Annotated in this window: 19 protein-coding genes, 1 tRNA gene and 2 pseudogenes; 4 read left to right on the forward strand and 18 right to left on the reverse strand. The window is 45.2% G+C overall.

Annotated features, from left to right (window positions below; all coding sequences use genetic code 11):
• Window positions 1-28 precede the first annotated feature (28 nt).
• From ACJJI5_RS19760 to ACJJI5_RS19825, 14 genes and pseudogenes are all read right to left on the reverse strand, one after another.
• Window positions 29-1423 carry a mannose-1-phosphate guanylyltransferase/mannose-6-phosphate isomerase gene (locus ACJJI5_RS19760; RefSeq protein WP_444895085.1) on the reverse strand — a complete coding sequence of 465 codons (1395 nt, stop codon included), beginning with the start codon at window positions 1421-1423 and terminating at the stop codon, window positions 29-31.
• Window positions 1413-2537 (reverse strand): dTDP-glucose 4,6-dehydratase, encoded by a 1125-nt coding sequence (gene rfbB / locus ACJJI5_RS19765; protein ID WP_444895086.1) that lies wholly within the window; start codon window positions 2535-2537, stop codon window positions 1413-1415. Before rfbB ends, ACJJI5_RS19760 begins: the two co-directional genes overlap by 11 nt.
• Before the next feature lie 63 nt (window positions 2538-2600).
• A complete protein-coding gene (gene rfbD, locus ACJJI5_RS19770) occupies window positions 2601-3518 on the reverse strand; it encodes a dTDP-4-dehydrorhamnose reductase (RefSeq protein ID WP_444895087.1) in 918 nt (305 codons plus the stop codon).
• Between the two features lie 88 nt (window positions 3519-3606).
• Window positions 3607-4155 carry a dTDP-4-dehydrorhamnose 3,5-epimerase gene (gene rfbC, locus ACJJI5_RS19775; RefSeq protein ID WP_444898257.1) on the reverse strand — a complete coding sequence of 183 codons (549 nt, stop codon included), beginning with the start codon at window positions 4153-4155 and terminating at the stop codon, window positions 3607-3609.
• A 147-nt stretch (window positions 4156-4302) separates the two neighbouring features.
• Entirely contained in the window at window positions 4303-5241 is a 939-nt protein-coding gene (gene rfbA, locus ACJJI5_RS19780) for a glucose-1-phosphate thymidylyltransferase RfbA (RefSeq protein ID WP_444895088.1), read from the reverse strand.
• Window positions 5242-5536: 295 nt separating this feature from the next.
• Window positions 5537-7171, reverse strand: coding sequence for a polysaccharide biosynthesis/export family protein (locus tag ACJJI5_RS19785; protein ID WP_444895089.1), 1635 nt, complete (start codon window positions 7169-7171; stop codon window positions 5537-5539).
• A 65-nt stretch (window positions 7172-7236) separates the two neighbouring features.
• Complete coding sequence (locus tag ACJJI5_RS19790; protein ID WP_445355015.1) at window positions 7237-8421, reverse strand: KpsE/RkpR family capsule polysaccharide export protein; 1185 nt, start codon at window positions 8419-8421, stop codon at window positions 7237-7239.
• A 2-nt stretch (window positions 8422-8423) separates the two neighbouring features.
• A complete protein-coding gene (locus ACJJI5_RS19795) occupies window positions 8424-9128 on the reverse strand; it encodes an ABC transporter ATP-binding protein (protein ID WP_444895091.1) in 705 nt (234 codons plus the stop codon).
• Window positions 9125-9916: an ABC transporter permease gene (locus ACJJI5_RS19800; protein WP_444895092.1), complete on the reverse strand. Its 792-nt coding sequence runs from the start codon at window positions 9914-9916 to the stop codon at window positions 9125-9127. Before ACJJI5_RS19800 ends, ACJJI5_RS19795 begins: the two co-directional genes overlap by 4 nt.
• Window positions 9917-11218: 1302 nt before the next feature.
• Window positions 11219-12172, reverse strand: a pseudogene (locus ACJJI5_RS19805) (IS30 family transposase).
• 112 nt (window positions 12173-12284) lie between these two features.
• Window positions 12285-13447 (reverse strand): IS3 family transposase gene (locus tag ACJJI5_RS19810; protein WP_444897071.1). Its coding sequence is split into 2 segments (ribosomal slippage): window positions 12285-13189 and window positions 13189-13447, totalling 1164 coding nucleotides; the frame shifts between segments, so codons are not numbered across the junction.
• A gap of 21 nt (window positions 13448-13468) precedes the next feature.
• Window positions 13469-13846, reverse strand: a complete 378-nt coding sequence (locus tag ACJJI5_RS19815) for a hypothetical protein (RefSeq protein ID WP_445355016.1) — start codon at window positions 13844-13846, stop codon at window positions 13469-13471.
• Window positions 13847-14175: 329 nt separating this feature from the next.
• Window positions 14176-14772, reverse strand: a pseudogene (locus tag ACJJI5_RS19820) (IS3 family transposase); the annotation flags it as partial.
• Between the two features lie 18 nt (window positions 14773-14790).
• Entirely contained in the window at window positions 14791-15156 is a 366-nt protein-coding gene (locus ACJJI5_RS19825) for an IS3 family transposase (RefSeq protein ID WP_445355017.1), read from the reverse strand.
• 409 nt (window positions 15157-15565) lie between these two features.
• Between ACJJI5_RS19825 and ACJJI5_RS19830 the strand changes: the two genes are divergently transcribed.
• The gene (locus ACJJI5_RS19830; RefSeq protein ID WP_444895095.1) at window positions 15566-16294 is read left to right on the forward strand and encodes a tyrosine-type recombinase/integrase; all 729 of its coding nucleotides are present in this window, start codon (window positions 15566-15568) and stop codon (window positions 16292-16294) included.
• Between the two features lie 84 nt (window positions 16295-16378).
• Here the strand turns inward: ACJJI5_RS19830 and ACJJI5_RS19835 are convergent, their stop codons facing one another.
• The 3 genes from ACJJI5_RS19835 to gltX all read right to left on the reverse strand — a co-directional run bounded on the left by ACJJI5_RS19835 (window position 16379) and on the right by gltX (window position 19139).
• Window positions 16379-17002 carry a Type 1 glutamine amidotransferase-like domain-containing protein gene (locus ACJJI5_RS19835; protein WP_444895096.1) on the reverse strand — a complete coding sequence of 208 codons (624 nt, stop codon included), beginning with the start codon at window positions 17000-17002 and terminating at the stop codon, window positions 16379-16381.
• Between the two features lie 424 nt (window positions 17003-17426).
• Window positions 17427-17502, reverse strand: a tRNA-Ala gene (locus ACJJI5_RS19840).
• Window positions 17503-17663: 161 nt separating this feature from the next.
• The gene (gene gltX / locus ACJJI5_RS19845) at window positions 17664-19139 is read right to left on the reverse strand and encodes a glutamate--tRNA ligase (RefSeq protein ID WP_444895097.1); all 1476 of its coding nucleotides are present in this window, start codon (window positions 19137-19139) and stop codon (window positions 17664-17666) included.
• A gap of 276 nt (window positions 19140-19415) precedes the next feature.
• Here gltX and ACJJI5_RS19850 point away from each other — a divergent pair, with 276 nt between their 5' ends.
• Genes ACJJI5_RS19850 through ACJJI5_RS19860 form a run of 3 tightly spaced genes read left to right on the forward strand, consistent with a single transcriptional unit; the run spans window position 19416 to window position 23429 of the window.
• The gene (locus tag ACJJI5_RS19850; RefSeq protein WP_444912171.1) at window positions 19416-19943 is read left to right on the forward strand and encodes a hypothetical protein; all 528 of its coding nucleotides are present in this window, start codon (window positions 19416-19418) and stop codon (window positions 19941-19943) included.
• Between the two features lie 38 nt (window positions 19944-19981).
• Window positions 19982-22495, forward strand: a complete 2514-nt coding sequence (locus ACJJI5_RS19855) for a TcfC E-set like domain-containing protein (RefSeq protein ID WP_445355018.1) — start codon at window positions 19982-19984, stop codon at window positions 22493-22495.
• Complete coding sequence (locus ACJJI5_RS19860) at window positions 22482-23429, forward strand: hypothetical protein (RefSeq protein WP_444895100.1); 948 nt, start codon at window positions 22482-22484, stop codon at window positions 23427-23429. Before ACJJI5_RS19855 ends, ACJJI5_RS19860 begins: the two co-directional genes overlap by 14 nt.
• Before the next feature lie 61 nt (window positions 23430-23490).
• On the opposite strand, the gene ACJJI5_RS19865 is transcribed toward ACJJI5_RS19860, so the two are convergent.
• Window positions 23491-24174 (reverse strand): fimbrial biogenesis chaperone, encoded by a 684-nt coding sequence (locus tag ACJJI5_RS19865; protein ID WP_282934154.1) that lies wholly within the window; start codon window positions 24172-24174, stop codon window positions 23491-23493.
• Window positions 24175-24251: the final 77 nt, after the last annotated feature.

Here is a 24251-nt window from a genome sequence, read left to right on the forward strand (position 1 = left end):
ATACTTTTCAAGTGCTTACAATTATAAATTATGCTCGTCCGTATCTATCTTGAAAACGAACAATATCATCTTCTCCTAGGTAGGAACCTGTTTGAACTTCAATCATCTCTAACTGAATTTTCCCCGGGTTCTCCAATGCATGTATTTCACCAATAGGAATGTAAGTCGACTCATTCTCAGAAACCAAACGAGTCTTTTCACCTATAGTAACTTTAGCGGTACCCGATACGACTATCCAGTGTTCGGCACGATGGTGATGCATCTGAACAGATAGCTTTGCGCCTGGCTTAACTGTAATTCTCTTTACCTGATCTCGTGCACCAAAATCTATCGAATCATAATGTCCCCAAGGGCGATACACCTCTCTTCCATGTTTGAATTCACTCCGCCCTTCATCTTTAAGTTTATTGACGACCTGCTTCACTTCTTGAATTTTATTTTTATCGGCAACAAGAAGCGCATCCTTAGTTTCAATAACTACGATATTTTGCAAGCCTATTGCCGCGACCAACTTTCCATCAGCATTAATATAGCAATTTTCCACATCCTGAAGTAGGACATCACCTCGAGTGACATTGCCATTCAAGTCCTTTTCAGATATTTCCCACAAGCTACTCCAACATCCGACATCACTCCATTGTGCATCGAGGGGAATCACCATAGCTTCAGTAGTTTTTTCCATAACAGCATAATCGACTGAAACATCAGGCGAAGATTTAAACTTCTCAGCATGAGGGCGTAGGAAATTCAAATCTGATTCAGCTTCATCCATTGCTGCCTTGCAGCTCTCAAATATGTCAGGGCAATGAACCTTAAGTTCTTCTAGATACGCACTCGCTTTAAACATAAACATGCCGCTATTCCAGAAATACTCACCACTTTCTAGGTATCGTTTTGCTGTATCTACATCTGGCTTTTCTACAAATTCAGCCACCGGAGATGCTTTGTGAATAGTTTCAGCTCGAATATAGCCGTATCCGGTATGCGGGTTTCGTGGTACAACTCCGAAAGTCACTAGCTTGCCTAGTTCAGCATGTGATTTAGCTTCCTCCACGGCTGCATGAAAAGCGGCTTTATCCTGAATTACATGGTCAGCAGCTAAAACCAAGAGAATCTCCTCTGGGTCTGCCGCCATAGCTGCCAGAGCTATCGCTGGAGCGGTATTTCGGCCCAAAGGTTCTAAAATTATTGTTGCTCCTTCGGATCCAACTTGCCGCAATTCCTCTGCGGCAATAAACCTATGCTCTTCATTACACACAACCATTGGTGCCAGAGACGATATCACCTCTATCCTATTGATTGTTTCAATCAACATGGAATCGCTACCCATCAATTTTAGGAATTGTTTCGGCATTAGTTCGCGGGAAGCAGGCCACAAACGACTTCCTGAACCACCCGCCATAATTACTGGTTTAATTTTCATGATTCGCTACCCCCTCTCCATATTGAGCTGTAACACTATTCATATAACTTCCATCCATAATAGAGGTCCACCAATCGTTATTTTCCAGATACCACCGCAAGGTTTTTCTAATACCTTTTTGAAAGCTTTCATGCGGACAATAACCGATTTCATCATTTGATTTCTTAGGATCTATCGCATAACGGCGATCATGACCAGGCCGGTCTTTCACAAAGGTAATTAACTCGTGAGATACTCCTGCGATCGCAGCTTTTGCATGAGGATATCTATTTTCAAGTAATGGGTTTTCACTAAACTCATCATTCATTAATGCACATATCAATCTAACGATATCAATGTTGGTCCACTCATTAATTCCACCTAAGTTATAACATTCACCCAGCCGCCCCTTATTAATAACCAAGTCGATACCTCTTGCGTGATCTTCAACGTAGAGCCAATCCCGAATCTGCTGCCCATTTCCATAAATAGGCAAAGGCTTATTATGTAGAATATTTGTTATTACAAGCGGTATTAATTTTTCAGGGAAATGATATGGCCCATAGTTATTTGAGCAATTACTTGTTGTCACCTGTAATCCATAAGTGTGGTGATAAGCACGCACTAGGTGATCAGAAGCTGCTTTACTTGCAGAATAGGGACTATTTGGTGCGTATGGCGTATTCTCACTAAAAGCAGGGTCTTCTGCTTCAAGAGTTCCATATACTTCATCCGTTGATACGTGATGAAAACGATGGGTTTCTCTATTGATCCCCTCATCAAGCCACACTGTTTTAGCTGCCTTTAATAAGCTATAAGTTCCAATAATATTCGTCTGAATAAATGCATCTGGCCCGCTAATTGATCGATCCACATGACTTTCAGCCGCAAAGTGCACTAAGGTATCAATTCGGTGTTCACGGAGTAGAGTTTCTACCAGCGCTCTATCGCATATGTCACCTTGGTAAAACTTATAATTAGGGTGATCCTTAACTAGATCTAAATTTGCAAGGTTTCCTGCGTATGTGAGTGCATCTAAGACTATCACTGTATCCTGTGGGTAATTTTTTATCCAGTAATGGACAAAATTAGCACCAATAAATCCAGCGCCACCGGTAACCAGTAATTTTTTCATATCAAGATCGCTATCAGTCACAATTTTTAAAAAAGCCCCAATACCTAATAGGCAATTAGACAATTAATGTTGTTGTTTCTTTTCAGATAGAGCCAGTCTAAGTGACTCACGCCAATGCCTAGGCTTAATATCTAATTCGGTAATCAATCGAGTTTTATCTAATACACTATAAGATGGTCTCTTCGCAGGAGTAGGATATTCATGTGTAGCTATTGCTTTAAGGTCTAATTGTTTATCCTGCGAAAGTACACCTAAGATCTTACCTTCTTCATAAATAGCTACCGCAAAGTCATACCAACTGGCTACCCCGAGGTCGGTACAATGGTATATACCACTCACACTAGGTTTTTGAGCAAGTATGATTAAGATCTCCGCTAAGGTTCCTGTCCAGGTTGGTGTGCCAACCTGATCTGCAACGACACTAAGTTGATCTCTATCCGCCATCAACCTAAGCATAGTATTCATAAAATTATTCCCGTGGGATGCGTAAACCCACGCGGTACGTACAATTATCGCTTCCGGAAGGATTCTTAAAACGGCAGTTTCTGCTTCAGCTTTACTAGAGCCATATACCCCGACAGGATTAACTTTATCGGATGTTAGGTATGGAGCTGACTTCTCACCATCAAACACGAAATCTGTTGAGACGTGAATGAGGCGAATATTTAGACTGTTACATACCTCTGCTAGATTTTCGCTACCCTGCTTATTGATTGCAAAAACGACATTTTCTTCCTGCTCTGCCTTATCAACAGCGGTATAGGCAGCAGTATTTATGATTACATCGGGCTTAACTTCTCCGATCACGGCCTGGACAACTTGTTTATTGGAGATATCCAGCTCTTCGCGTCCCATCGCGACCATCTCAATATCGACAGGACATAGCTTTTGAAGCTCACGTCCAAGTTGACCGTTTTTACCCGTTATTAAGATTTTAAAAGTTGCCATTTTATACAGACCAAGAATAGTTTGACGACGCATCTATCGCGCCGCCAAGTTTTAGCAAAATAGGAAGGTTAATCTTTAAAGAGAAGCTAATCTCGGAGTTAGTGAAACCAGCGTATACTCTCTATTCGAAATGAACCGCATCCACAAAAGAACTACCGCAGCGATCTTTTTCCGAAAGCTGAGGCTGTATACCTTCAATAAGTGGCCAGTCAATATTCAGATCTTGATCATTCCACAGGAGCGACTGCTCGTATTCTGGAGCATAATAATCTGTGCACTTGTATATAAATTCAGCATTTTCACTTGTTACATAGAAGCCATGAGCAAATCCTTCAGGAACCCACAGCTGGCGCTTGTTCTCAGCTGACAGGTAGACACCAACCCATTGTCCAAAAGTTGGAGAGCTTCTTCGTAAATCTACTGCAACGTCATAAACTTCGCCATGCACTACCCTAACTAACTTACCTTGAGTTCTCTCTGTCTGGTAATGTAAGCCTCGCAAAATTCCTTGAGAAGACTTACTGTGATTATCTTGAACAAACGTACGATGTTCACACTTACTATTAAAGATATCATCACGAAATGACTCGTAGAAAAAGCCACGTTCATCACCAAACACTTTTGGTTCTACAATTTTAACGTCGGAGATTTTTGTATCAATGATATTCATACTAATTGAGAATTTAGCTGTCATCGCGCAGAGAAGCAATCTAGCTACTGCAGCTCTAATGAGGAGGATAGAGGCAGAGTCGTTCGTCCCTGAACGACATCTAAGTAATAACTCTAGAAAAAGCTCAATTTTAGCCCGTTTGGACTTTTATAAACCAGAGGCGTAGCGTCGTGTATTGAGAGAAGAGGTTTCACCATTCTCAACTAAAATTTGCATCAAATATTTCCCATAGCCACTTTTCATTAAAGGTTGAACTTGCGCTTCTAGCTCTTCTGCAGTGATAAACCCTTTACGATATGCAACTTCTTCTGGGCAGGCTATTTTTTGCCCCTGGCGACGTTCGATTGTTTGAACAAAGTGAGCCGCATCTAACAAATTATCGTGCGTACCAGTATCCAACCAAGCACTGCCGCGTCCAAGACGTTCCACGTCTAATTGATTTTGGGTAAGATATACTTTATTAATATCTGTGATTTCCAATTCACCACGCGCACTCGGCTTCACTTCTCGAGCGATGTCACAAACTTGATTATCATAAAAATAAAGGCCAGTGACAGCGTGATTAGACTTAGGCTTTTCGGGTTTTTCCTCTAAACTAATAGCCCTACCATCATCATCGAACTCAACAACACCATATGCTCGCGGGTCTGCCACACGATAACCAAATACTGTAGCTCCCGTCTCTCTCGCATCAGCTTGTTGCAAAATTTGACTGAAGCTGTGCGAATAAAAAATATTATCACCTAGTACAAGGGCGCTGTTGTAATTACCTACATGTTCGCGCCCAATCAAAAATGCTTGAGCTAGGCCATCGGGAGATGGTTGCACTGCATAAGAAATATTAATCCCCCATTGTGCGCCATCCTCGAGCAGACGCTGGTATAAAGATTGCTCCTCTGGTGTCGTAATGATTAGGATGTCTCTAATACCAGCCAACATCAATGTCGTCAAAGGATAATATATCATCGGCTTATCATAAACAGCCATTAACTGTTTGCTCACCCCTTTTGTCAAAGGATACAAACGAGTTCCTGACCCTCCGGCCAGTATTATCCCCTTGCGTTCAGAAGCCCCTTTAGCAACCATCGCCCCTTACCCCCAATTTTCCATTCCGCTATTGACTTTATTTAATATGTCTCAGAAGTTCCTGGACATTAAGACTTCCATGAAGGTGAATCCAACCACTGAACCCCAAAAGCTCTATTGAGCCCTTTGAGGCGTGGATGATTACATAGATGCCCCAAAAACGATATCACAAGCGCCTTACAGCTCATCACAGCCATAAAACTACATTTAAGAACATACGGTAAAACTACTATTCTTTATTAACTCTGCAAAATAAAAGCCAATATGAACACGAAAAACACATTAGATGTACCAGTTAAAATGATAGTACCGCAGCTGTGCCTACCGCAATGCGATATAGTATCTCTGTGATGTCTTTTGTTACTTGTAGCTCGCTAGATTGGATCTTTGGCATTACCATAATTTCATCACCTGGTCTCAGGCGATCTCCTAAGCGATTATCAAAATCACGGTCCTCAATGCGATTAATAGTTCCATCTAAGTGTAAAATTACTAATTCTTGCTCATTTGCGTTATTGGCAAAGCCACCTGCAAGCTCTATATAATCATCCAAAGTGTGCTTTTTATTGTAAACCAATGATGTAGGGAAAATAACTTCTCCCACTATTGATACAGTCGAGGATTTCAATGGAACGACTAGCTCATCACCATCCTCCAGTAACATTTGAGCTGCATTTGGATTATTAGCAATCACCACTTGGCCTTTAGGTTCTGCCTTCCGCGCTTGCTCAATAAAGTTTTGAATCATCAGTGCACTGTCTTTCTGTGCAGTTTTTTCCAAGTCGGTATTAGGCTGACGCGTAAGAACTTCCATTTGCAACGCATCAAGTGAACGGTCTAATGCCGCACGCTGCCTTTCAGCCACACTCATTCGGTATAACTGGATAGATTCCCTATCTGCGTTATCTCGGAAGCTAAGCTGCTCTAACAGAACTTCCAGCGTTGCACCGTAAGGTAAAATATAAGTTGCAGGGCCATTTAATTCACCCGAAACACGAATGGAAATGGACTTTACATCGTTATCTCTAACCAGTTCAACCTCTGCACCTGGGTACAAACGCTGTGTAAGGGCTTTATCAAGAGGGAGATAATTAGCCTGCTGAATACCATCGATAGCCTGTGTGATTCGAGCAAAGTTCGCCTGAGGGTCTGGCTTACTAATGAGAAGCATTTCGCCAAGCTGCGTATAAGGCCCAATAAACTCCATCTGTGCAGCCCGCTGAACCGCTCCCTCCACAGTTACAGCTCCCCTTTTAGCTCCAACCACGATAACATCTCCGTTGCGCAACTGAAGTGCCGGCATAGTCCCTTCGACCAAAAAGTTATAGAGATTGATTGACTCTATCGGTTCTCCTTGACGCAACACTTTGATGTCAACAAAGCTACCACTTTTTGCATCAATCCCTCCTGCACTATCAAGATAATACAAGATCGAGTCAGAGCTGAAACCATTGTACAGTCCGGGGCTAGCTACATACCCAGTAACAAATACTTTTACCGGCTGACTGGCCTCAAGATTAGCGTAAGCCTGAACATTATTTTTAAATACCCGCTTGACATGACGCAGAACGAAAGTGTTTAACTCTCCGTTTTTTACTCCAGCCACATGAACAGGGCCAACCTCAGGAATAAATATATTTCCTTTAGGGTCTACAGTAAGCGAGGCACTGAAACTATATGCTCCCCATAGCTGTAAATTTATTTGATCACCAATTGTAATTCGATAATCAGGGTTGAAACCGCTAAAAGGCTGATCTTTAAATCCCCCCTTGAACAGCGTCTGTCCAAAAACTGGCACATTATTTTGATGCGACTCTAAAGAAGCGGGCTCGTCGATTAATTGAGTTTCCAATGCTATAGCTTGCCCGCATCCCAACGAAGCAAGTAGAGCAAACCCAGATCCGATTTTCTTAACTTTTCCTGTAATCATTTGTGCTAATCTTTTTCGAATAAATTTATCGATGAATTTAGGGAACCCCCAACGTTCTCTCTGCTTTACATCCTATGTTCACGGATAGTAACAACCAGCATTTTTCCTATCCCGCATAGCATCAGCAAAATAATTGCGATGCTTGTCAAATTGTAGAGTTTATGTGGATACTCAGCTTCCTCAGCTAACGATGGCTTCGTCACAACCAATAAATGCTTTAACTTACCTGAAGCCTCCATTCGTGCGGCCTCTAACGCCTTAAGAGAAGTGGCATATGCATCAGTAGCAAACTGCAAATCGAGTTCTAAATTTTGGAAATGAGCACTAAGAGAATTAAGTTTTTGTTCTCCCTCCTCCTCCCCAATCCCCACCAAACGGACCTTCTCTAGCTCTATCTGATTCTCAAGGGCATCTATATCCGCTTGCATAGACACAATTTGTGAAGAATCTGCATTTAGGTATGTCTTTGCTGCCGTAAGCTGGGCACGTTGCTCAGCTAGTCGTGATTCTAAACCTTGGATAATAGTACTAATTCCCTTGGTCAGTTCCTCTGGACTTACCACCTTATGGCTGTTCTGAAAGTCAAGAATTAGCTGCTTAGTAGTCCGTAATTTTCCCTGAGCCAAATCAACTTCACTTTTCACAAAAGCGACTTGTTTATCGGCCAATTGATTACTAATTGCATTGACAAAATCTTCGGACTTTTGAATAACAGTCTCACTTAACAGTTTTGCAAAAGTCGGGTCAAATGCCTGTATTTCGATTGTAATAATCCCTGTGGTCTCATCATGACCAATGCCTATATGCTCACGATAATATTCCAAGTACTCTTCCTGAGTTGCATCAGAGGACAGCCGTGAAAAGAAATCGTAACGAGTACTTTTGTAATACTCTGAAAGTCCTAAATTATTATCCAAGTACAGCGCCATATCTAACGAGTGGATATAGTTGACCACTAAGAAAGCATCCTGAGTATCAGCGCCCATGCCAGGAATTAGCAAACCTAGTGCGGGGGATGTTGCCTGAGACGATGTACTATCCTTCACTATCAACTGCGCTCTACTAACATAGCGCTCAGAAACCCAGAACAAATAGTACACAACAAGTAAAAGTAGAGGCAAAAATACAAACAAAGCCCATCCATTGAACCTAGAAAAATAATTAGAAGCCTTGCTCACCACGTCAATCAGAGCTTTTTTCCTTGATGGATTCTGCACTTGTGCTTCAACTAGCTGGTCTTTAACTTCCATAATTAACTCTTATGCATCTCAATGGCTGTTGTTTTTTCTGGAGCTCTTAGTTTTTTCCCCTGATACAACTCAATAGCTTGATCAACCGTATCAAGAATCCTTAATCCATTCGGGTCCAGATATATCCCTACATCACAATTCTTCCGAAGAAGTGCCATAGCATGTGCCACAATAATAAAAGATGAATTCTTCCTTTTTTCGGCTATAACCTCTTCGCACTTTCTTTTGAAGTGTGCATCGCCAACCGACATCACCTCATCAACCAAGTAAATATCGAAGTCGATAGCGATGCTTAAGCCAAACCCGAGTCGTGAACGCATTCCGGATGAGTAATTACCTACAGGGACATCGAAATAATTTCCGATTTCAGCAAAGTCTTGCACCTTATCCATTACTTTGCGCTGTGCACTTCCCCAGATACCGTGTATGCCGCAAACAAAAGCAACATTTTCACGGCCAGTCATACTTCCTTGAAAACCACCGGCCAACCCCATCGGCCATGAGATCCTTTGATTGGTAAGCACCCTTCCCGAGTCGGGATAATCAATACCACCCATTATGCGTAGTAAAGTTGACTTGCCGGCTCCATTTCGACCAAGAATACCTATGTTCTTTCCTTCAGGGAAAGATGCATTCACGTTCTCAAAAAGTACTTTTCGTCCATGAGGCGTGCGGTACGACTTAGTTAAGCGCTCTAATCTAATCATTGACTTCTCATTAAATCACGCCAATTTGCCCGATAGCAAAGCAAACCAAAAAATAGCACCGAAACAGAAGTAACTCCTAGGTACATCAGACTTCCAGAGTATCCACTGAAGTTACTAAATAACGCCTCACGATTTAACTCAATTACATGCAACAAAGGGTTCCACACCAAGTAAACATGATATTCCTTTGGAACCTGTTCAAGGGAGAAGAAAACCCCAGACATAAAATAGAGAGGCCGTATTAACATAGGGATTACCTTCGCCGCTTCTGGAAACCGCTCACCCAAAACACATAGCGCCAAGCTAAGACCTAAACAAAAAAAGAAAAACAGCAGGTTAATTGCCGTGAAAAGTACAAAATTATTAAACGGGGTGGACACTCCACCCCATGCAAATACAGCCATGAGTGTGACAAGAGTTGCCAGATAAATAACAAACTCCAACAACACACGACTTAGAACTGCATCAAACGGCCTCAGCTGCCGATAGTTGAATAACCCTCGATTTGATTTCACTGCCGCTAACCCCTTCTGCACGCAGTGATTAAAGAAAAGAAAAGGGGCAATTCCCGCAAGCATGAATAGCGGGGTAGGCACCCCAGGATAAAATTCATCTCTTAGAAAGCTGAAAACGGCCACCAACACTATGATATGGAGTGATGGCTCCAGCAGCATCCAAGCATACCCGAGTCGCCACTTGCCAAAACGAGTTTTCATCTCGCGCACCAGTAGCGCATAAATCACATCTCGTTGAATTTTCCAGGTTGAGCGTTGGGTAAAAAACTCCATAAAGATCTACTATTTTGCAAAGTGTGAACCAGTTCGCAACGGAACCAAAGGTAGGTTTGGGATAATCGAATAGAAAAAGTAACCCTGTAGGTGGCTCTTAAGTACAACCCCTAACACTTCATATTAAAAAGTTAAGCTTACCCTTCATTAACAATAAATTAGATTACTGTCAACATCACCCCTTCACAAGAATAAGTGCAATATCTTATAGCAGCGCTCAACTAAGGCAATCACGCGCCATTACGCTAACATTGCCGGCCATCTCGCATAACTAATCTTCAACACTTCTTTACTAAAACGGGCAGGCGTCAAATGATAAAGCTCTGCGCACCAACCCTTAAGCTCCTGCGGCCATCCATAAGTTGTAATTCCCTAGGCTAAGGCCTGCCCCTTATACTAGCACCCAAAATCTGCAATGCGACTCGCTTAACCCAAACCCTCCATGCTAATGACGAAAAAATCCGCTCGTTGAGCGGATTTTGGCCACCTGATCTAATGGTGTATGTAAGTGGGCCACAGAGTTTTTGTAGCAATTCAGCTACAATGGAACCATTGGAAAATGGGCAACCTACTGAATTCTAAACAAAAATTCACTCCCTGAGCAAGTTTTATTCTCTACAACCTTGCTTTGCTGTGGGAGCTACTACCCTCAGACTTGGGATTCTGCTCTGTCCTGCAAAAACACGATCTAACGCTTTTAACGGCTGATCAAAATACAACCAGAGCACCTCTCCCAGCCACCTATAAAGACATTAACCATGTTAGCATCAACCAGCCTGAGGTATTTCTGCCATAAAAAGTTGGCTGTGCGACAATCTATTCATCTTAACTTTAAAGAAGTAGCATCGCTGGAGATTTGCAATTCCTTCATATATAAGTCATCTTTCATAATCAAGCTTCAGGAGAAGCCGGAAATAACGAGCTTTTACCTGCCATGATTTTTAAATATCCACCAAACCAGTCATGCCGTTAACTCTCCCATATTGCCCTGCTTAAAAATCTAAGGTAAGCCTTATAGGGGCACATTTACCTTCTAATAGATAAGTGATATTTATCATGTCTGTAAAATAATAGTCAGGTTCTTGCCTGCTTCCAAAAATATCAAAAATATTTTAAACTTAGGGCAGCGCTAGAGGGAGTCTCTTATATATCTCCTGACTTAAAATTTAAGTTCTATAACTACTACGCTCATAGAATCTGAAAAACTCAAACGCTCAAATCATGCAACGTACGAAATAATTTTTACTATCAACAAGCGACCAAATATAAATAGCTTGGTTTCAGGTATTAAGTGCAATCCTTTTATACCGCAAGCAGATCAGCTTGCAGCCCTATAAATAACTCATTCGGTGACCTTCCACCTCGACTCGCTCTTGGTCTACTATTCAGGCGATCCATTACAAATTGAACCTGCTCGTCTGTTACCTTATTAAAATCGGTACCCTTTGGGAATGAGGCCGTTAGTATTTTCATTGATCCCTCTCTCCCAAGATGAATATGGGTGAGTAAAATAAATATGAGCTTCTAAGCCTTCTGCAATTGTTTCATGACCAGCAAACTCAAGACCATTACCGAAGGTAATTGTTTTGATTTTTTCTTTGAAGTTCACCATGTGACTAACCGCTGCTTCAGCCAATAAGCCTGATCGTTTACCTGTTAATCTGACAATAACAGTAAATAGCGCTTGCGTTCAACCATGGTCAGCAAAGCTCCACCACGCCCCTTGCCTATAACGGTATCACCTTCCCAGTCACCTATCCGATTTATCCGATCAACAACCGCTGGTCGTTCATCTATGCTCACTCTGTTTTTGATCTTTCCGCGTCGATCATACTTACCGTAGCGCTTACGATAGGGCTTTGATGCAATCCTAAGATGCTTGTATAAGTCTCCACCATTTGCCTGATCTAAATAAATGAGTTGGTAAATCGTCTCATGATGTAACGATACACCTGTATGTCTCTTTAAATAGCTTGCAGTCTGCTGAGGACTTAATTCTTTCCGAGTAGGATGACTATTTGTTGCCACACTCCATCAGTCACTTCTGTGCCTTATACGCTTGCCTGCGTCTAAGCTCCGAAAGCTTATGCGCTTACCCTGGGCGATATCCTCGCAAACCTGTATTGCGTCGTAGCTCTCGGCTGATCGTTGCGGGGTGCCTCTCTAACAATTTTGCTATTGCTCTTTGAGAGTGTCCGGATTTTTTAAACTGTAAATCTGGTATCGTTCGTTCTCGCTCAATTGGTAGTAGCTCATCAGTGCCTTTCTCTTGGTCGGGAGAGGTGCCGACTCTACCAGCTGAGCCCTCCCTTACCAATTGCACTTATTATCCGAAACCTGATCCTACCCACCAACAACGGACACACCACTAAGCGACTAGTTGTTCCTCAAACGCCTCAGGGCTGAGATAGCCATTGGCGCTGTGTAAGCGATTTCGATTGTAGTCTATTTCTATATACTCAAATACGGTTTCCCGCATGAGGCACCTTGTAGGAAAGCGGTTACCATGGATTACTTCTACCTTAAGTGAGTGGAAGAACGTTTCTGCGCAGGCGTTATCATAGCAGTTACCTTTGGCGCTCATGCTGCACCGCAGATCATAAGCTGTAATTAAAGATTGATAATCTTTAGAGCAATATTGGCTTCCCCTGTCAGTATGCACGATAACATTTGTAGGTTTCTTACGTCGCCATAAAGCCATTTGAAGGGCGTCACAGACCAATGTAGCTGTCATCGTTTCTGACATCGCCCAACCAATAACCAGCCGACTATATAGGTCTATCACTACAGCCAGATATAACCAACCCTCTTCTGTTCGTAGGTAGGTAATATCCCCGACCCATTTCTGATTCGGCGCTTCAGTATTGAAGTTCTGCTCGAGCAGATTTGGGGCCACTGGCAGACCATGTTTTGAGTAGGTTGTGGCTTTATATCTCTTGGCGGCTTTAGCCCGTAGGCCCTGTCGACGCATGCTGGCAGCAACTGTTTTTTGATTATATTTACTCCCCTCACTGGCCAATTCCCTCGTCAGGCGAGGGGCGCCACTACGTTCTTTACTGGCTATAAAGCGCTGCTGTACCAAACCATCAAGCTCCATTTGGTACTGCTGGCGCTTGGATTGATCGGCCGATCTTGACACCCAATCGTAAAACCCACTGCGAGATACGCTCAATACCTTAGCCATCGCTTTGATGCTGAACTTATGCCTGTGCTTTAGCATGAAGGCGTACCTCATTTCAGGCTCTTTGCAAAGTACGCTGCGGCCTTTTTTAAGATCGCCAGCTCCTCTGCCTGCTCAGCCAGCTGCCGCTTAAGGCGAGCATTCTCTGTGGCCAGCTCTCTCTCGGCATCCCCTCGGCTCTGATGTAACTTAGCCTTGCTTCGCCATCCGTAAATCTGGGAAGGATGTAACCCAAGCTGTTTAGCGGCAACGCTTACCCCTACCTTGACCGCCAGTGCTAGGGCATCTTTTCTATATTCCTCTGAGTATTTTTTACGAGTGGTTTTGGTTGATTTACTTGATCGTGTCATAGGGCACCTCTGCTGCGTAGTTTATCGCTTAAGAGAGTGTCCGTCTTTGGTGGGTAGGATCAACCAAGTTACATTACATTTGTTCCAAAAATAATAAAGCTCCTCTTTTACGCCTCCTGGCTGGGCGATGGTATCGCATTCCTCCACTATGGGGTCGCTGAATTCAGCGATAGCGCTTAAAACTACAATAGGAGCCCCAAAAACCTCTGAATCATTATCTTTCAGACGATGTACAAATACTTCGGTATCACCTAGAGCAAATAATTTAGGATATCCCTTGTTAAGAGCTTCTATGTCAGACATACCTATACTTTTTGAAGTGCTATCGTTTTCGCAAACACCAAAAAATAAGATGAAGAAAGAAATAACAATAAATTTAAAAACGTTGTTTAGCATCATGATTCAGGTATTACATTTAACAGTTTATTAAAGAGCCAGTGGCTCACTATCCGTGAGGCCACTATTTCTGAAGTAGACCTTTAAGCTATGTAAAAAAGCCTTTATTTACAGTAGGTAAAAAATTTTGACCAAATAATAACCAGAAATAGTCAGCCATCGGCTCAAATCGCCTGGTTTCATCTCTCGCTCTTGAACACATTTTACCCGCAATTACATCAATAAGTTAGGGGGGAACTTTCTGCAGATGTAAGCCATGGCTCTATAATTCGGGGCTTCGCACCGGCGGTACGCCCATTCCAGTACTGAAAGCAACGACTAGTATCACCCACTCAGAATTGCCATAGCCGCAATCGAGCTATGCACAATAAGTCGTCCGACAGTATCATAATACCATCAGACACCGGATCGGAAGCCTCCCCCCTTAAAGTAGACGCCACCTTATATTCATCTGGGCTTTTGAACCCAAGTGAACCATGTCTTCTTTTAAAGTTATAGTGCTTATCAAGATACCAAGATAAGTTAGTTCTTAGCTCCTCAACGGATTCAAAATTAAACCCTTTGAAACTCTCAGTTTTCAGTGTTTGAAAAAATGATTCTACATACACATTATCATTCATAAATCCTGGACGGTTCATGCTCGGCTCAATACCCAGTTCCTTGAGTCGGTTTTGGTATGCATGAGCACCGTACTCAGAACCTCTGTCGCTGTGAAATATTGGATCTGATTCTATATTTCTGCGACGGACAGCTTTATTTAGCGCTGACAGTGTTAGCTCAACAGTTCGAGTGTCCGACAGCTCCCAACCCAACACTTTCCGGGAGTAAAGATCAATAATCACAGCTAAATATTGCCATTGCCCATTGATTTTCATATAGGTTACATCACCAGCCCATTGAGAGTCTGGTTTACTCGGCATATCATGCTCTCTTTGTAAATTTTCAACCTAAATGCAAGGATTTCCAGGCAAAGGGCGTCGGCGATAGATCCTTCCGGCTTTCCCCACGATTCCAGCCTCTCTCATAAGGTGTTCAACGCGCTTGTGATTTATTCGTTCACCATTAGCTTTCAGCTCTGCGCTAATTCTTGGGCTTCCATAATTACCATCATGCTGCGCATAGATAGCTTCGATACATCCAAGAATTCGCCTATTTTCTATGTCTCGAGTGCTCTCATCACGGTTGAGCCACTTATAAAACCCTTGGGGTGAAACATTCAAGTATCTACATAAGTACCTGACACCAAAGTCTGATCGATTACGAGCTATGAACGAGAATCTTTCAGCTTTGGATCTTTCAGGTACATTTCCCACTTTTTTAGGAAATCATTCTCCTTTTGCAATTTCTCAACCTGCTTTTTTAGACGTCTTATCTCTTTATCATCAGTTTGAGACTGAGTTTTCGTTGTCTTTGTCATACTTATTCTACGACTGGGCTTCTCGACCAGCTTGCCTTCTCTACTTTCCTGTCGCCATCTAAACACCATTACTGGATGCAAACCAATAACGTTGGCGATAGTCGTCGTATCTACTTTCAGTTGATTAGTGAGAGCTACCACTCTAACTTAAAACTCTGTTGAATATTCAACAACCCGCTCTTCACTCAGTATTTTCGGCATTTTTTCCTACCTTATTCAAAAGGTAGGCGTCTACTCAATGGGGGAAGGTTTCCGCGCGCCGCGCTGAGTTTAATAAATTCTTTAATTACCTAATGGCTGAAGGCTTGAGCAAACTGGAAAGCAACCCCTTCACCACAGCCGACGATCGCCCGCGCCTGCTGGAAAAGGGAAAGCCCATTAAAAAGCGCCAACGCTTAACCCTGGAAGCTTACTGGACCATCTATGACAAGGCCGGGGAATTAGGCTATGAAGCGCTTCAGGTCGCTATGGGTATCAGTATGCTAACTACCATGCGTCGCGCCGATATCTGCGAACTGAACTTTGAGAAACACCTGCAAGGTGACAATCTACGCAAAACGATTAATAAATCTGAAGCGCAACGGGACAGCCTTGCCGCCAGCCACTTAAATTTTAATTTAAAAACCCACCAACAACTTGGCAAACTTATAAACCGCGCGAGAGAACTCAGCCTAAGGAATTATCGCTGCCCCTATTTACTAAGCCATACACCTAAGCAACGGAGAACGGGAAAAATCAAAGAGCATGTTTGCCAGGTAATCCCCGACCGATTGAGCGATATGTTCACCGAAGTTCTCAACGCTACCGGTCTCTATATCGGATTAACCAAAGATCAAACCCCACCCAGCTTCCACGAAGTACGCAGTCTGGCTTCAGACCGGTTTAAGCGTATGGGGTATGATGTGGAATCAGTGCAGCAGTTAATGGCGCATACTGATGAGCGGGTCACGCAGGCGTATCAAGCTAGGCATGGCATCGATTACGAAGAAATTGCTATTTACCTAGATGAGCAGGCAATCGGTCGAGAGTTTTAAAAAAGGGCTAGGAAAGCCCTTTTAATAATTTCGTTACTAACTCAGCCCTAGGTATCAACCCAAGTTAGTAGGAGCAGAGCGAACTTACTCACCTTCTACGGTTAGAAGCTCAGCACTGCCATCAACAACAGTAATCATCTGGTTATTACTACAAGGATAGAGATTTATCCCATTGGAAAAACTAGAGAGGATATGCTCAGCGGCATCCTTAAAGGGTTGATTCCCGTAGTGAGGTAACGGGTAGAAATCCACAAGGTTCAGCCCCTCATAAGACTCTAAACCCTTTACAACATCGGCATTGTCCATCTCCTGGATATACGCAATATTCGGTGAAAGTATGACAGAACCTGCCGACTCACCAATATACGTTTTACCGGATTTTACCTGTTCTAGTAGGATTTTATCCGCCCCACTTCGCCTGAGTTCTTGAAGCAGAAAAAACGTATTGCCGCCAGTCACATAAATGTATTCATTATTCTTAAGTTTACTTTCAATTTCACTGATTGAGGCTGTGGATACATCCAAGTTATCCACAGTAAGGCCCAGCCTTTCGAAGGCCCGCCTTGCATCATCAACGTAAAAATCAATTTCTTCGGGAATACTTGCAGTTGGGATAAATGTAACCGCTTTCCCTTCAAGACCTCTCTCATAGCCTCCAATTACATCAGCAACCTCAGCGAGATATGAGGTCAAGAACAGTTTGGTCATGTGTTTTAATCCCTTAACGTATAAATCGAATCAACTGCCTAATATTGAAAGCACGCACTCTCTAAGGAAAAAGCTAAGAAGCTCGTTACAAAGCCACAGGATTATCATACAGTCATTGGAGATGACAAAATTGACCTATATCTACATCATTAAAAACACAAAGGCAGAATGAAAAAAAAGGCCATCTTAGCTTTTAACTAAAAGCTCAAATTGAATAACGGCACATACAGGCATGGCTGATGAACCAGGGGGGGTAGTTAAGTTGATATGAAAAGCAACCTGGATGGGCAAGAGCTTTCAAGGTAGAAATTTCAGACGAAAAAAAAAGGGCCTTAAGGCCCTTTTTTCATTCTTGCGAGTTTTTGTTCACCGGATAAGAGGCCGTGAACCTCTTCTCGCAACCCCTTGAAGTACAAGGGAAATTTGGTGGAGCTAAGCGGGATCGAACCGCTGACCTCAACACTGCCAGTGTTGCGCTCTCCCAGCTGAGCTATAGCCCCAAATTTTGTTGCTTGACGTTTCCGTCGAAAGCGGGGCGCATTTTAGCAAGGTTTAGACGCCTGTCAACAGAAAAAATAACTTTTTAATCAATTAGTTAGCTGCTGACACCACAGGCCCCCGGAGGCTGCCGCTTCCAGGGGCTCGCCAACGCGGATCAGCCTTACTTGAGTCCAGCGTACTCTTTTTCCCAGCGCTTCAACACTTTCTTTCCGGCACCACCCAATACGTCGATCGCCTGGCGCAGGCGGGCGCGGCTGAGGTCGGGGCCCAGGAGCACCATGGCTTCCATCACGGAGAAGGACGCAGTGGTGCCGCTGATGGCGACAAACAGCGGGGCATTAAAGTCTTTCAGCTTGATTTCCATAGCCGTGGACAGGGCTTTCACTGCCTGGAAGATACTGTCCTTGTCCCAAGCGCGCAGGGCTTCCAAGCGCCACAGGGCAAATTGAAGCAGCTTCTTCTGGTCATCCAGAGGCAGCTTGTTACCGCTGAAGCTGTCTTCGGTCAGGGGCAATTTGCCAGAGGCGAGGAAGCTAACCAGCGGTGCAAAGTCACCGAAGGTTTCCATGCGCTCTTTCGCCTGGGGCAGAACCTTAAGCAGGTTGTCCCGGTTAAACATCCACTCGGTGAGGCGATCGGCGAGTTGCTCGTTTTCCAGTTCGCGAATCCACAGGCCGTTCAACCAGGACAGTTTCTCTACATCGAATACCGGGCCGCCCAAGGAGACACGTTGAATATCGAAATGCTCCAGCATCTCTTCGAGGGAGAACTTCTCGCGCTCATCCGGCATGGACCAACCCATACGGCCGAGGTAGTTAAGCAGTGCTTCAGGCATAAAGCCGGCGCGCTGGTAATACAGAATAGAGGTGGGGTTCTTACGCTTGGAAAGCTTGGTCTTGTCCGGGTTGCGCAACAGCGGCAGGTGGCAGAGCACCGGCATTCCCCAACCGAAGTATTCGTACAGCAGTTTGTGCTTGGGTGCGGAGTTGATCCACTCCTCACCGCGAAGAACATGGGTGATCTCCATCAGGTGATCATCCACCACGTTCGCCAAGTGGTAAGTGGGCATACCATCGGACTTGAGCAGAATTTGTGCGTCTACTTGGGCCCAGTCGATTTCAATAGTACCGCGCAGCAGGTCCTCAATTACACATGAGCCCTCTTCGGGCACGTTCATACGCACCACATAAGGTGCTCCGGCAGCGCGTCGCTTTTCCACTTCCTCTTCAGGGAGCGCCAAGTCGCTGGGCTTCAGTGCGATGCGACCTGCTTCACGCAGTTCTTCGCGGAGCTGCTCCAGCTCTTCCGCAGTGCGATAGCAGTGGAAGGCATGCCCTTTTTGTACCAGCTCATCGCAGTAAGTTTTGTAGATATCCCCGCGCTCACTTTGGCGATAGGGGCCGTGGGGGCCGCCGACATCCGGTCCTTCCTGCCAATCCAGCCCGAGCCAACGCAGGCTGTCGAGAATGGCTTTCTCCGATTCCGGGGTACTGCGCTGCTGGTCGGTGTCTTCAATACGCAATACAAACTGGCCGCCTTGAGCGCGGGCAAAGCACTGGTTGAAGAGGGCAATATAGGCTGTACCAACGTGGGGATCACCGGTTGGAGACGGTGCGATTCGGGTTCTTACGGTCATGATAAACCTGATTGATAAATGGAGGACTCGTTAAACCGCAGGATTATAGCGCTGGCCAGCCTCTTGGCACAGGCGGGGTTTTCTCCTCAATAAGAATATTTACGCGCCATAACTTCATTATTGTGAGCTAATGACGTGACATACATCACGAAAAAAGTATTATTGCGGCCATAAAGAAGGAATGGCTTGACTAACGTATTACCCCAAATTTTGCAGGGGTTTCCGCGAGCAGCTTCTCCCTAAGAACGATAAATTAATCGCTCAGGATGGCATACCATGCAAAAAAATGTAGTTCGCACACTGTTTTCTGCTATTGCAGCAGGTACCCTTTTCAGCATTTCTGCCGCTTCAATGGCCGCTACTGATAGTGCAAGCAGTGATATCACCCTCTCTTTCACACCCACTATTGAGATCACTCGTGTAGACAACCTCACGATTACCGATCCCACTTTGGGTACCGATGCCGTAGGCACCGAAGATTTCTGTGTGGGCGGCCTCGGGTTCTCCACCTACAGCATTACTTTCGACAGTAATGACACAGTAAATGACACTGAGTTCACCCTCACTGACGGCACCAACAATGTCCCTTACAGTGTTGGTTTTGATAACAGCACTTCCGGTACTTTTACAACTGTTACCGAAGGCGATGCGTTGACAGGCCAAACCCGGAATATCGCTTCCTGTGGCTCCAGCGATAATGCGCGCTTCCAAATCACTGTGGCCAACAGCGATTGGGAAACTGCAACTGTGCTAAATGGCACCACCTATACCGATACCCTGCTGATCACTGTCGCCTCCGAGTAACAGTAAAGAGTGGCTGGCCCTGCCAGCCATAGCTCAATATGGCAGGACGTCATCTGGGGCGCCTTGCGCTGGCTTTGTGTCTGGTGCAAGCCTCTTGCCCCGATGCCCTTGCAGCGACCGCAGCGACTTTCCTACTGGAAACCTCTGCTCCTGAAGGGTTTGATGATCTCACCGAACCCCAGCAACTCGTGGTGGATCTCTACTACGGTGGCCGGGAAATTGGTGCTGCGCAAGTCACAATAGATCCGCGCTTTGTTCGCTTTGACTCCCCGTCTGAGGTACTCGAACTGTTGCCCGAATTTCGCGATACCGAGCGAATTCTCTCCATCCTCGAACGACCGCAAACAAGAAACAGTCATCATGTATGCCGCTCAAACCGGCAGATTGGCTGCGGCTACTTAATGCCCTCAGAGTTTGCCGTTATTTACAATGAGCAGCTCTACCGGCTGGATCTTTTTTTCTCACAAGAGCTGTTGCCACAACAAGCGGCAATCAATGATCCCTATCTGCCGGAAGCGAGTTCTGACTTCTCTGTCGTACAAAACCTGAGCGGTTCCTGGAGTGGAGTTGAAAGTGATTGGGGCCCGGACAGCTATAGCGCTGCATTAAATGGCAACACCATAGTGAGCTTTGGTGAGAGCGCTCTGCATTCACAATGGTCTGTGGCCTCAGAGCAGGGCAGCCGGATCCATAATCTGTATTGGAGTCGGGATTTTCAGGGGCAAGCCTATTCGGCCGGTCTTTTACAACCCCAGGGAGGCTTTGGCTACTTCAGGCCTCAGGAAGCGATCTATGGCATAGAGCTACGCACTTCCCAGCGCACCCGAACCGATATCAGTTATCAACAGGGAGCGCCGGTTGAAATTAATATGCCGGTGCGCGGTAGAGTCGAGGTATATCGGGATGAACGACTTATCCACACCGAACTACTGGAGGCCGGCAACCGCCTGTTAAATACCTCTACCCTACCCCACGGCGCCTACGATATTGAGGTGCGCACTTACGATGAAGCGGGGCGGGTATTAAGCCGGCATATCGAATTCTTTGCCAAGGATTCGCTACTGCCGGCCCCCGGCGAATGGTTTTGGAGCTTGCAGGCAGGCTTGCCCACCCGCAATTTTTGGGACGACACTCTGCCGGACTACTACGAAGAAGGAATTATTACTGCCTCTGTCGCACGCCGTTTAACGACCGGATTGGGTCTTTTTGTTTCTGGCGCCGCAGCCGAGGAGCAGCAATTGTTGGAAGTCGGCGGTCGCTGGATTGGCGAAGGCGTTGAAGTCTCCCCAAGCTTGGTGACATCCGGTGATGGACGCAGCGGATACCGATTGCAGGCATTACTTAAAATGCCCTACGGGACTTTTAGTGCAGTAAAAACCGAGCTGGATGCCAATAAAACGCCGTTCAATAACGATAAATATACATTGCTGCCGGGCAGCTATTCCCAAACAAGTCTGAGTTTGCGCACAGCAGTATTGGGCGGACAGCTATCCCTAAGATTCAGCGAGCGGGATCAAAACCAACTCCCCGGCAGCATCGACAACGGCGATTCACTGAGCAGTGCCCAGAAGTTAAAAACCCTGGAGTTCCGCCACCCCATTTTTAAGAGCACCCATTGGCTCGGCAACGCCACTCTGTCCCACAGTGATGCAGACGGCGAGCAGTACACGAGTCTGGAGTTCCAGTTCCGAATGCGCTCCAAGCACTGGCAACACACCGCTAATCTTTATAGCGACAACAGCGAACAAAGCACTAGCAGCGAGCGATTTGCACTGCAAAGCCGCTGGTACGACCGGGATTTATGGGCGGCTGAATTTGAACAGCAGCTTTCTATGGAAGCATCCCCTGAAGCCAATTACCTGGAGGCCCGTACGCATTTAGCGGGACATCACGGATATTTGAATACTGCAGTTGGGCTTTACGATGATGATGAAGGCCGTGCGATCAACTACCTCGGAGGATTCAGCACCAACCTGATTGCCACAAAAAATTCCCTCAATTGGGGCGGTGAGCAAAATCTCCAGAGCGCGGTTATCGTAAATATCGAAGGCAGTGAAGATAAAGATTTTGAAGTTTTGGTTAATGGCAGCCGCCGTGGATACGCCAAAGGCGGCACAACGTCAGTGATTAATTTACCGGCTTATCGCAGTTACGACCTTTCCCTCCGGCCCCTGGAAGAGGGCTTTTTCGATTACCGGGAAACCTCCGAAACGATTACCCTGTATCCGGGCAATGTGGGCGCCAGCAGTTACCAGATACTGCCACAAATCCTGGTACTGGGCCGATTAACCAGCCTTGGCCAGGGGCTGACAAATACAGAAATAATCATTGGCGAACACTCAGCGCAAACTGACCAATATGGTGTTTTCCAAATGGAATTCCACGGTGAACATAGCACCATCCTAAATACAGAAGTTCGCTGGGGAAATTGTAAAGCCTCAATCGAAGCCGCTTCATCGGGCGATAGCTGGCTCAACCTGGGAACCATAGAAGAGTCAGAGGCCAACTGCCAGACTGGGCAAATAGCAGAGGTAAGCCGTGTCCGTAATTAAGAAGCTGCACAAACTTGGCCTGGCCTCTGCGCTGTTGATTCCGCTATTTAATATACCAGTACAAGCCCAGGTAAATTGCTCCAGCAATAACGATTTGCGAGTTTGTGGCCTGGAAGATTCACACACTATTGATTACGAATCAGAACCTAAAGAAATTCAGTTCACTACCCGAAGCCTGCTGGGAAGCTGGACCCTGCGCTATGATGTAGAAGTGAGTCCGCTCAGTGGATCTACTTTCGCACTATTTGCGGACAGTGGTGAACAGCTGGATATTGATATTTCATTTCGAGCCAATAACGGCACCACGGAAACACTCAGTCCAGGAACTCAGTCCGCTACTTTTGCCGGCACCAGCGACGATGCAGATACTTATTTAGTGATCGAGCTGGACAGCAGCCAAATACCCTCTTCCAGCCGCTACTCCGCCAGCTTTGAGATGACACTGAATAATTATTTTATTATTTGGACTGCCGGCACCGAAACAGTTCAGTTTGACATTGTGCTGGACGTAGAGCCAAACATCGCCATTCGCAATCTGGGTGATATTGACCTCAGCAACAGTGGCACCCTGTTTGGACAGGCCATTGAGGGCAGTGAGGACTTTTGTGTTGGCGGTATAGGATTTAGCGGTTACACAGTAAACCTGTCCAGTGCCAATGGCAGCACCGGGGGATCAGGCAGTAGTGCCTATGAATTGGGGGGAAACAGTGAACAAATCCCCTACAGCGTTGCCTTCTCAGACAACCTGGCTGCAACTTCAGGCATTTCCCCGGATAGCCTTGGCGATATCTCCGGCAGTTTTAGCCGAACTTCGGATGAAAACTGCCTTTCTGATAATGCGCGAATTTATATTTCCATTGCGCCCTCAGACTGGGAAAACGCGGGCGAACCTCTCTACACCGATGTACTCACAGTAACGGTGAGCAGCCAGTGAGTTAGATACAAAATAATCCTTTAATCCGCCCAGCCTGCTATAGGCAAGCAACCAATCCTAATTAGCCACTAAGAGGAAAACGAACCCGCTCACTCTGCTGCCCTCGTAGTAAAACTTCCAGCTCACCGCCAACGAGTTTACCCGTTACTTCGATACTGGTGCCAGCGTATAACCGACCGGTGGCCTCAAGTTTTTCACACTTCTCTTCAGTCACACAATGACGTACTTCCACGACTTCTACATTAATATTGCCACTATTCGTGAGTCGGTAATTATCCCCTTCAGCCACTAAATCAATTTTATAAGCTCCGCCTTTTGGCTGCACAAATACCAATGCCTGATAAGCTACAAGGATTTTTAGTGCCGTTCTGTCACTCTTGATATCACCTACAACAGGTTTAAAAGTCACCCGGTAGACTTTTTCCTCTTCAAGATCTCTATCTAAGGCCATTAAGCGAAAGCGCTTTCTCTCTCCGGGGGCCAGGACAGCTCTTGCGGGGCTGACAAGAAGTTTAAATTCATCGGGATTTATCACCCTGACTCGGCTCTCATTATCATGGCCGGGGTTATCCACACGGAATATTTCAGTTTGGATATATAGCGTCTCATTATCTGGATTGCTGACGAGAACATCATCCCGGGCGCTGGGAGTATCTTCCAGGTAAAGGACAATTTTATCCACAGACATAGCTGCCATTACTGGCTGGACGACAAAGAGTAGCAGTGAAAGCAGTACTTTTTTCATAAAGAGCGGGTAGTTTTAGAACTTCTTAAAGTAAGCGCAATATCGGGCTGTTTTATCCACAAGTCAAATCGGAACCT

The organism is Microbulbifer maximicatervae (SeqCode) (assembly GCF_052467955.1).

Excerpts from the sequence above, each read along its gene's own strand:
- ACJJI5_RS19760 (WP_444895085.1), bottom strand. The coding sequence starts at position 1,423 with ATGAAAATTAAACCAGTAATTATGGCGGGTGGTTCAGGAAGTCGTTTG.
- rfbB (WP_444895086.1), bottom strand. The coding sequence starts at position 2,537 with ATGAAAAAATTACTGGTTACCGGTGGCGCTGGATTTATTGGTGCTAAT.
- rfbD (WP_444895087.1), bottom strand. The coding sequence starts at position 3,518 with ATGCGTCGTCAAACTATTCTTGGTCTGTATAAAATGGCAACTTTTAAA.
- rfbC (WP_444898257.1), bottom strand. The coding sequence starts at position 4,155 with ATGAATATCATTGATACAAAAATCTCCGACGTTAAAATTGTAGAACCA.
- rfbA (WP_444895088.1), bottom strand. The coding sequence starts at position 5,241 with ATGGTTGCTAAAGGGGCTTCTGAACGCAAGGGGATAATACTGGCCGGA.
- ACJJI5_RS19785 (WP_444895089.1), bottom strand. The coding sequence starts at position 7,171 with ATGATTACAGGAAAAGTTAAGAAAATCGGATCTGGGTTTGCTCTACTT.
- ACJJI5_RS19790 (WP_445355015.1), bottom strand. The coding sequence starts at position 8,421 with ATGGAAGTTAAAGACCAGCTAGTTGAAGCACAAGTGCAGAATCCATCA.
- ACJJI5_RS19795 (WP_444895091.1), bottom strand. The coding sequence starts at position 9,128 with ATGATTAGATTAGAGCGCTTAACTAAGTCGTACCGCACGCCTCATGGA.
- ACJJI5_RS19800 (WP_444895092.1), bottom strand. The coding sequence starts at position 9,916 with ATGGAGTTTTTTACCCAACGCTCAACCTGGAAAATTCAACGAGATGTG.
- ACJJI5_RS19815 (WP_445355016.1), bottom strand. The coding sequence starts at position 13,846 with ATGATGCTAAACAACGTTTTTAAATTTATTGTTATTTCTTTCTTCATC.
- ACJJI5_RS19835 (WP_444895096.1), bottom strand. The coding sequence starts at position 17,002 with ATGACCAAACTGTTCTTGACCTCATATCTCGCTGAGGTTGCTGATGTA.
- gltX (WP_444895097.1), bottom strand. The coding sequence starts at position 19,139 with ATGACCGTAAGAACCCGAATCGCACCGTCTCCAACCGGTGATCCCCAC.
- ACJJI5_RS19850 (WP_444912171.1), top strand. The coding sequence starts at position 19,416 with ATGCAAAAAAATGTAGTTCGCACACTGTTTTCTGCTATTGCAGCAGGT.
- ACJJI5_RS19855 (WP_445355018.1), top strand. The coding sequence starts at position 19,982 with ATGGCAGGACGTCATCTGGGGCGCCTTGCGCTGGCTTTGTGTCTGGTG.
- ACJJI5_RS19865 (WP_282934154.1), bottom strand. The coding sequence starts at position 24,174 with ATGAAAAAAGTACTGCTTTCACTGCTACTCTTTGTCGTCCAGCCAGTA.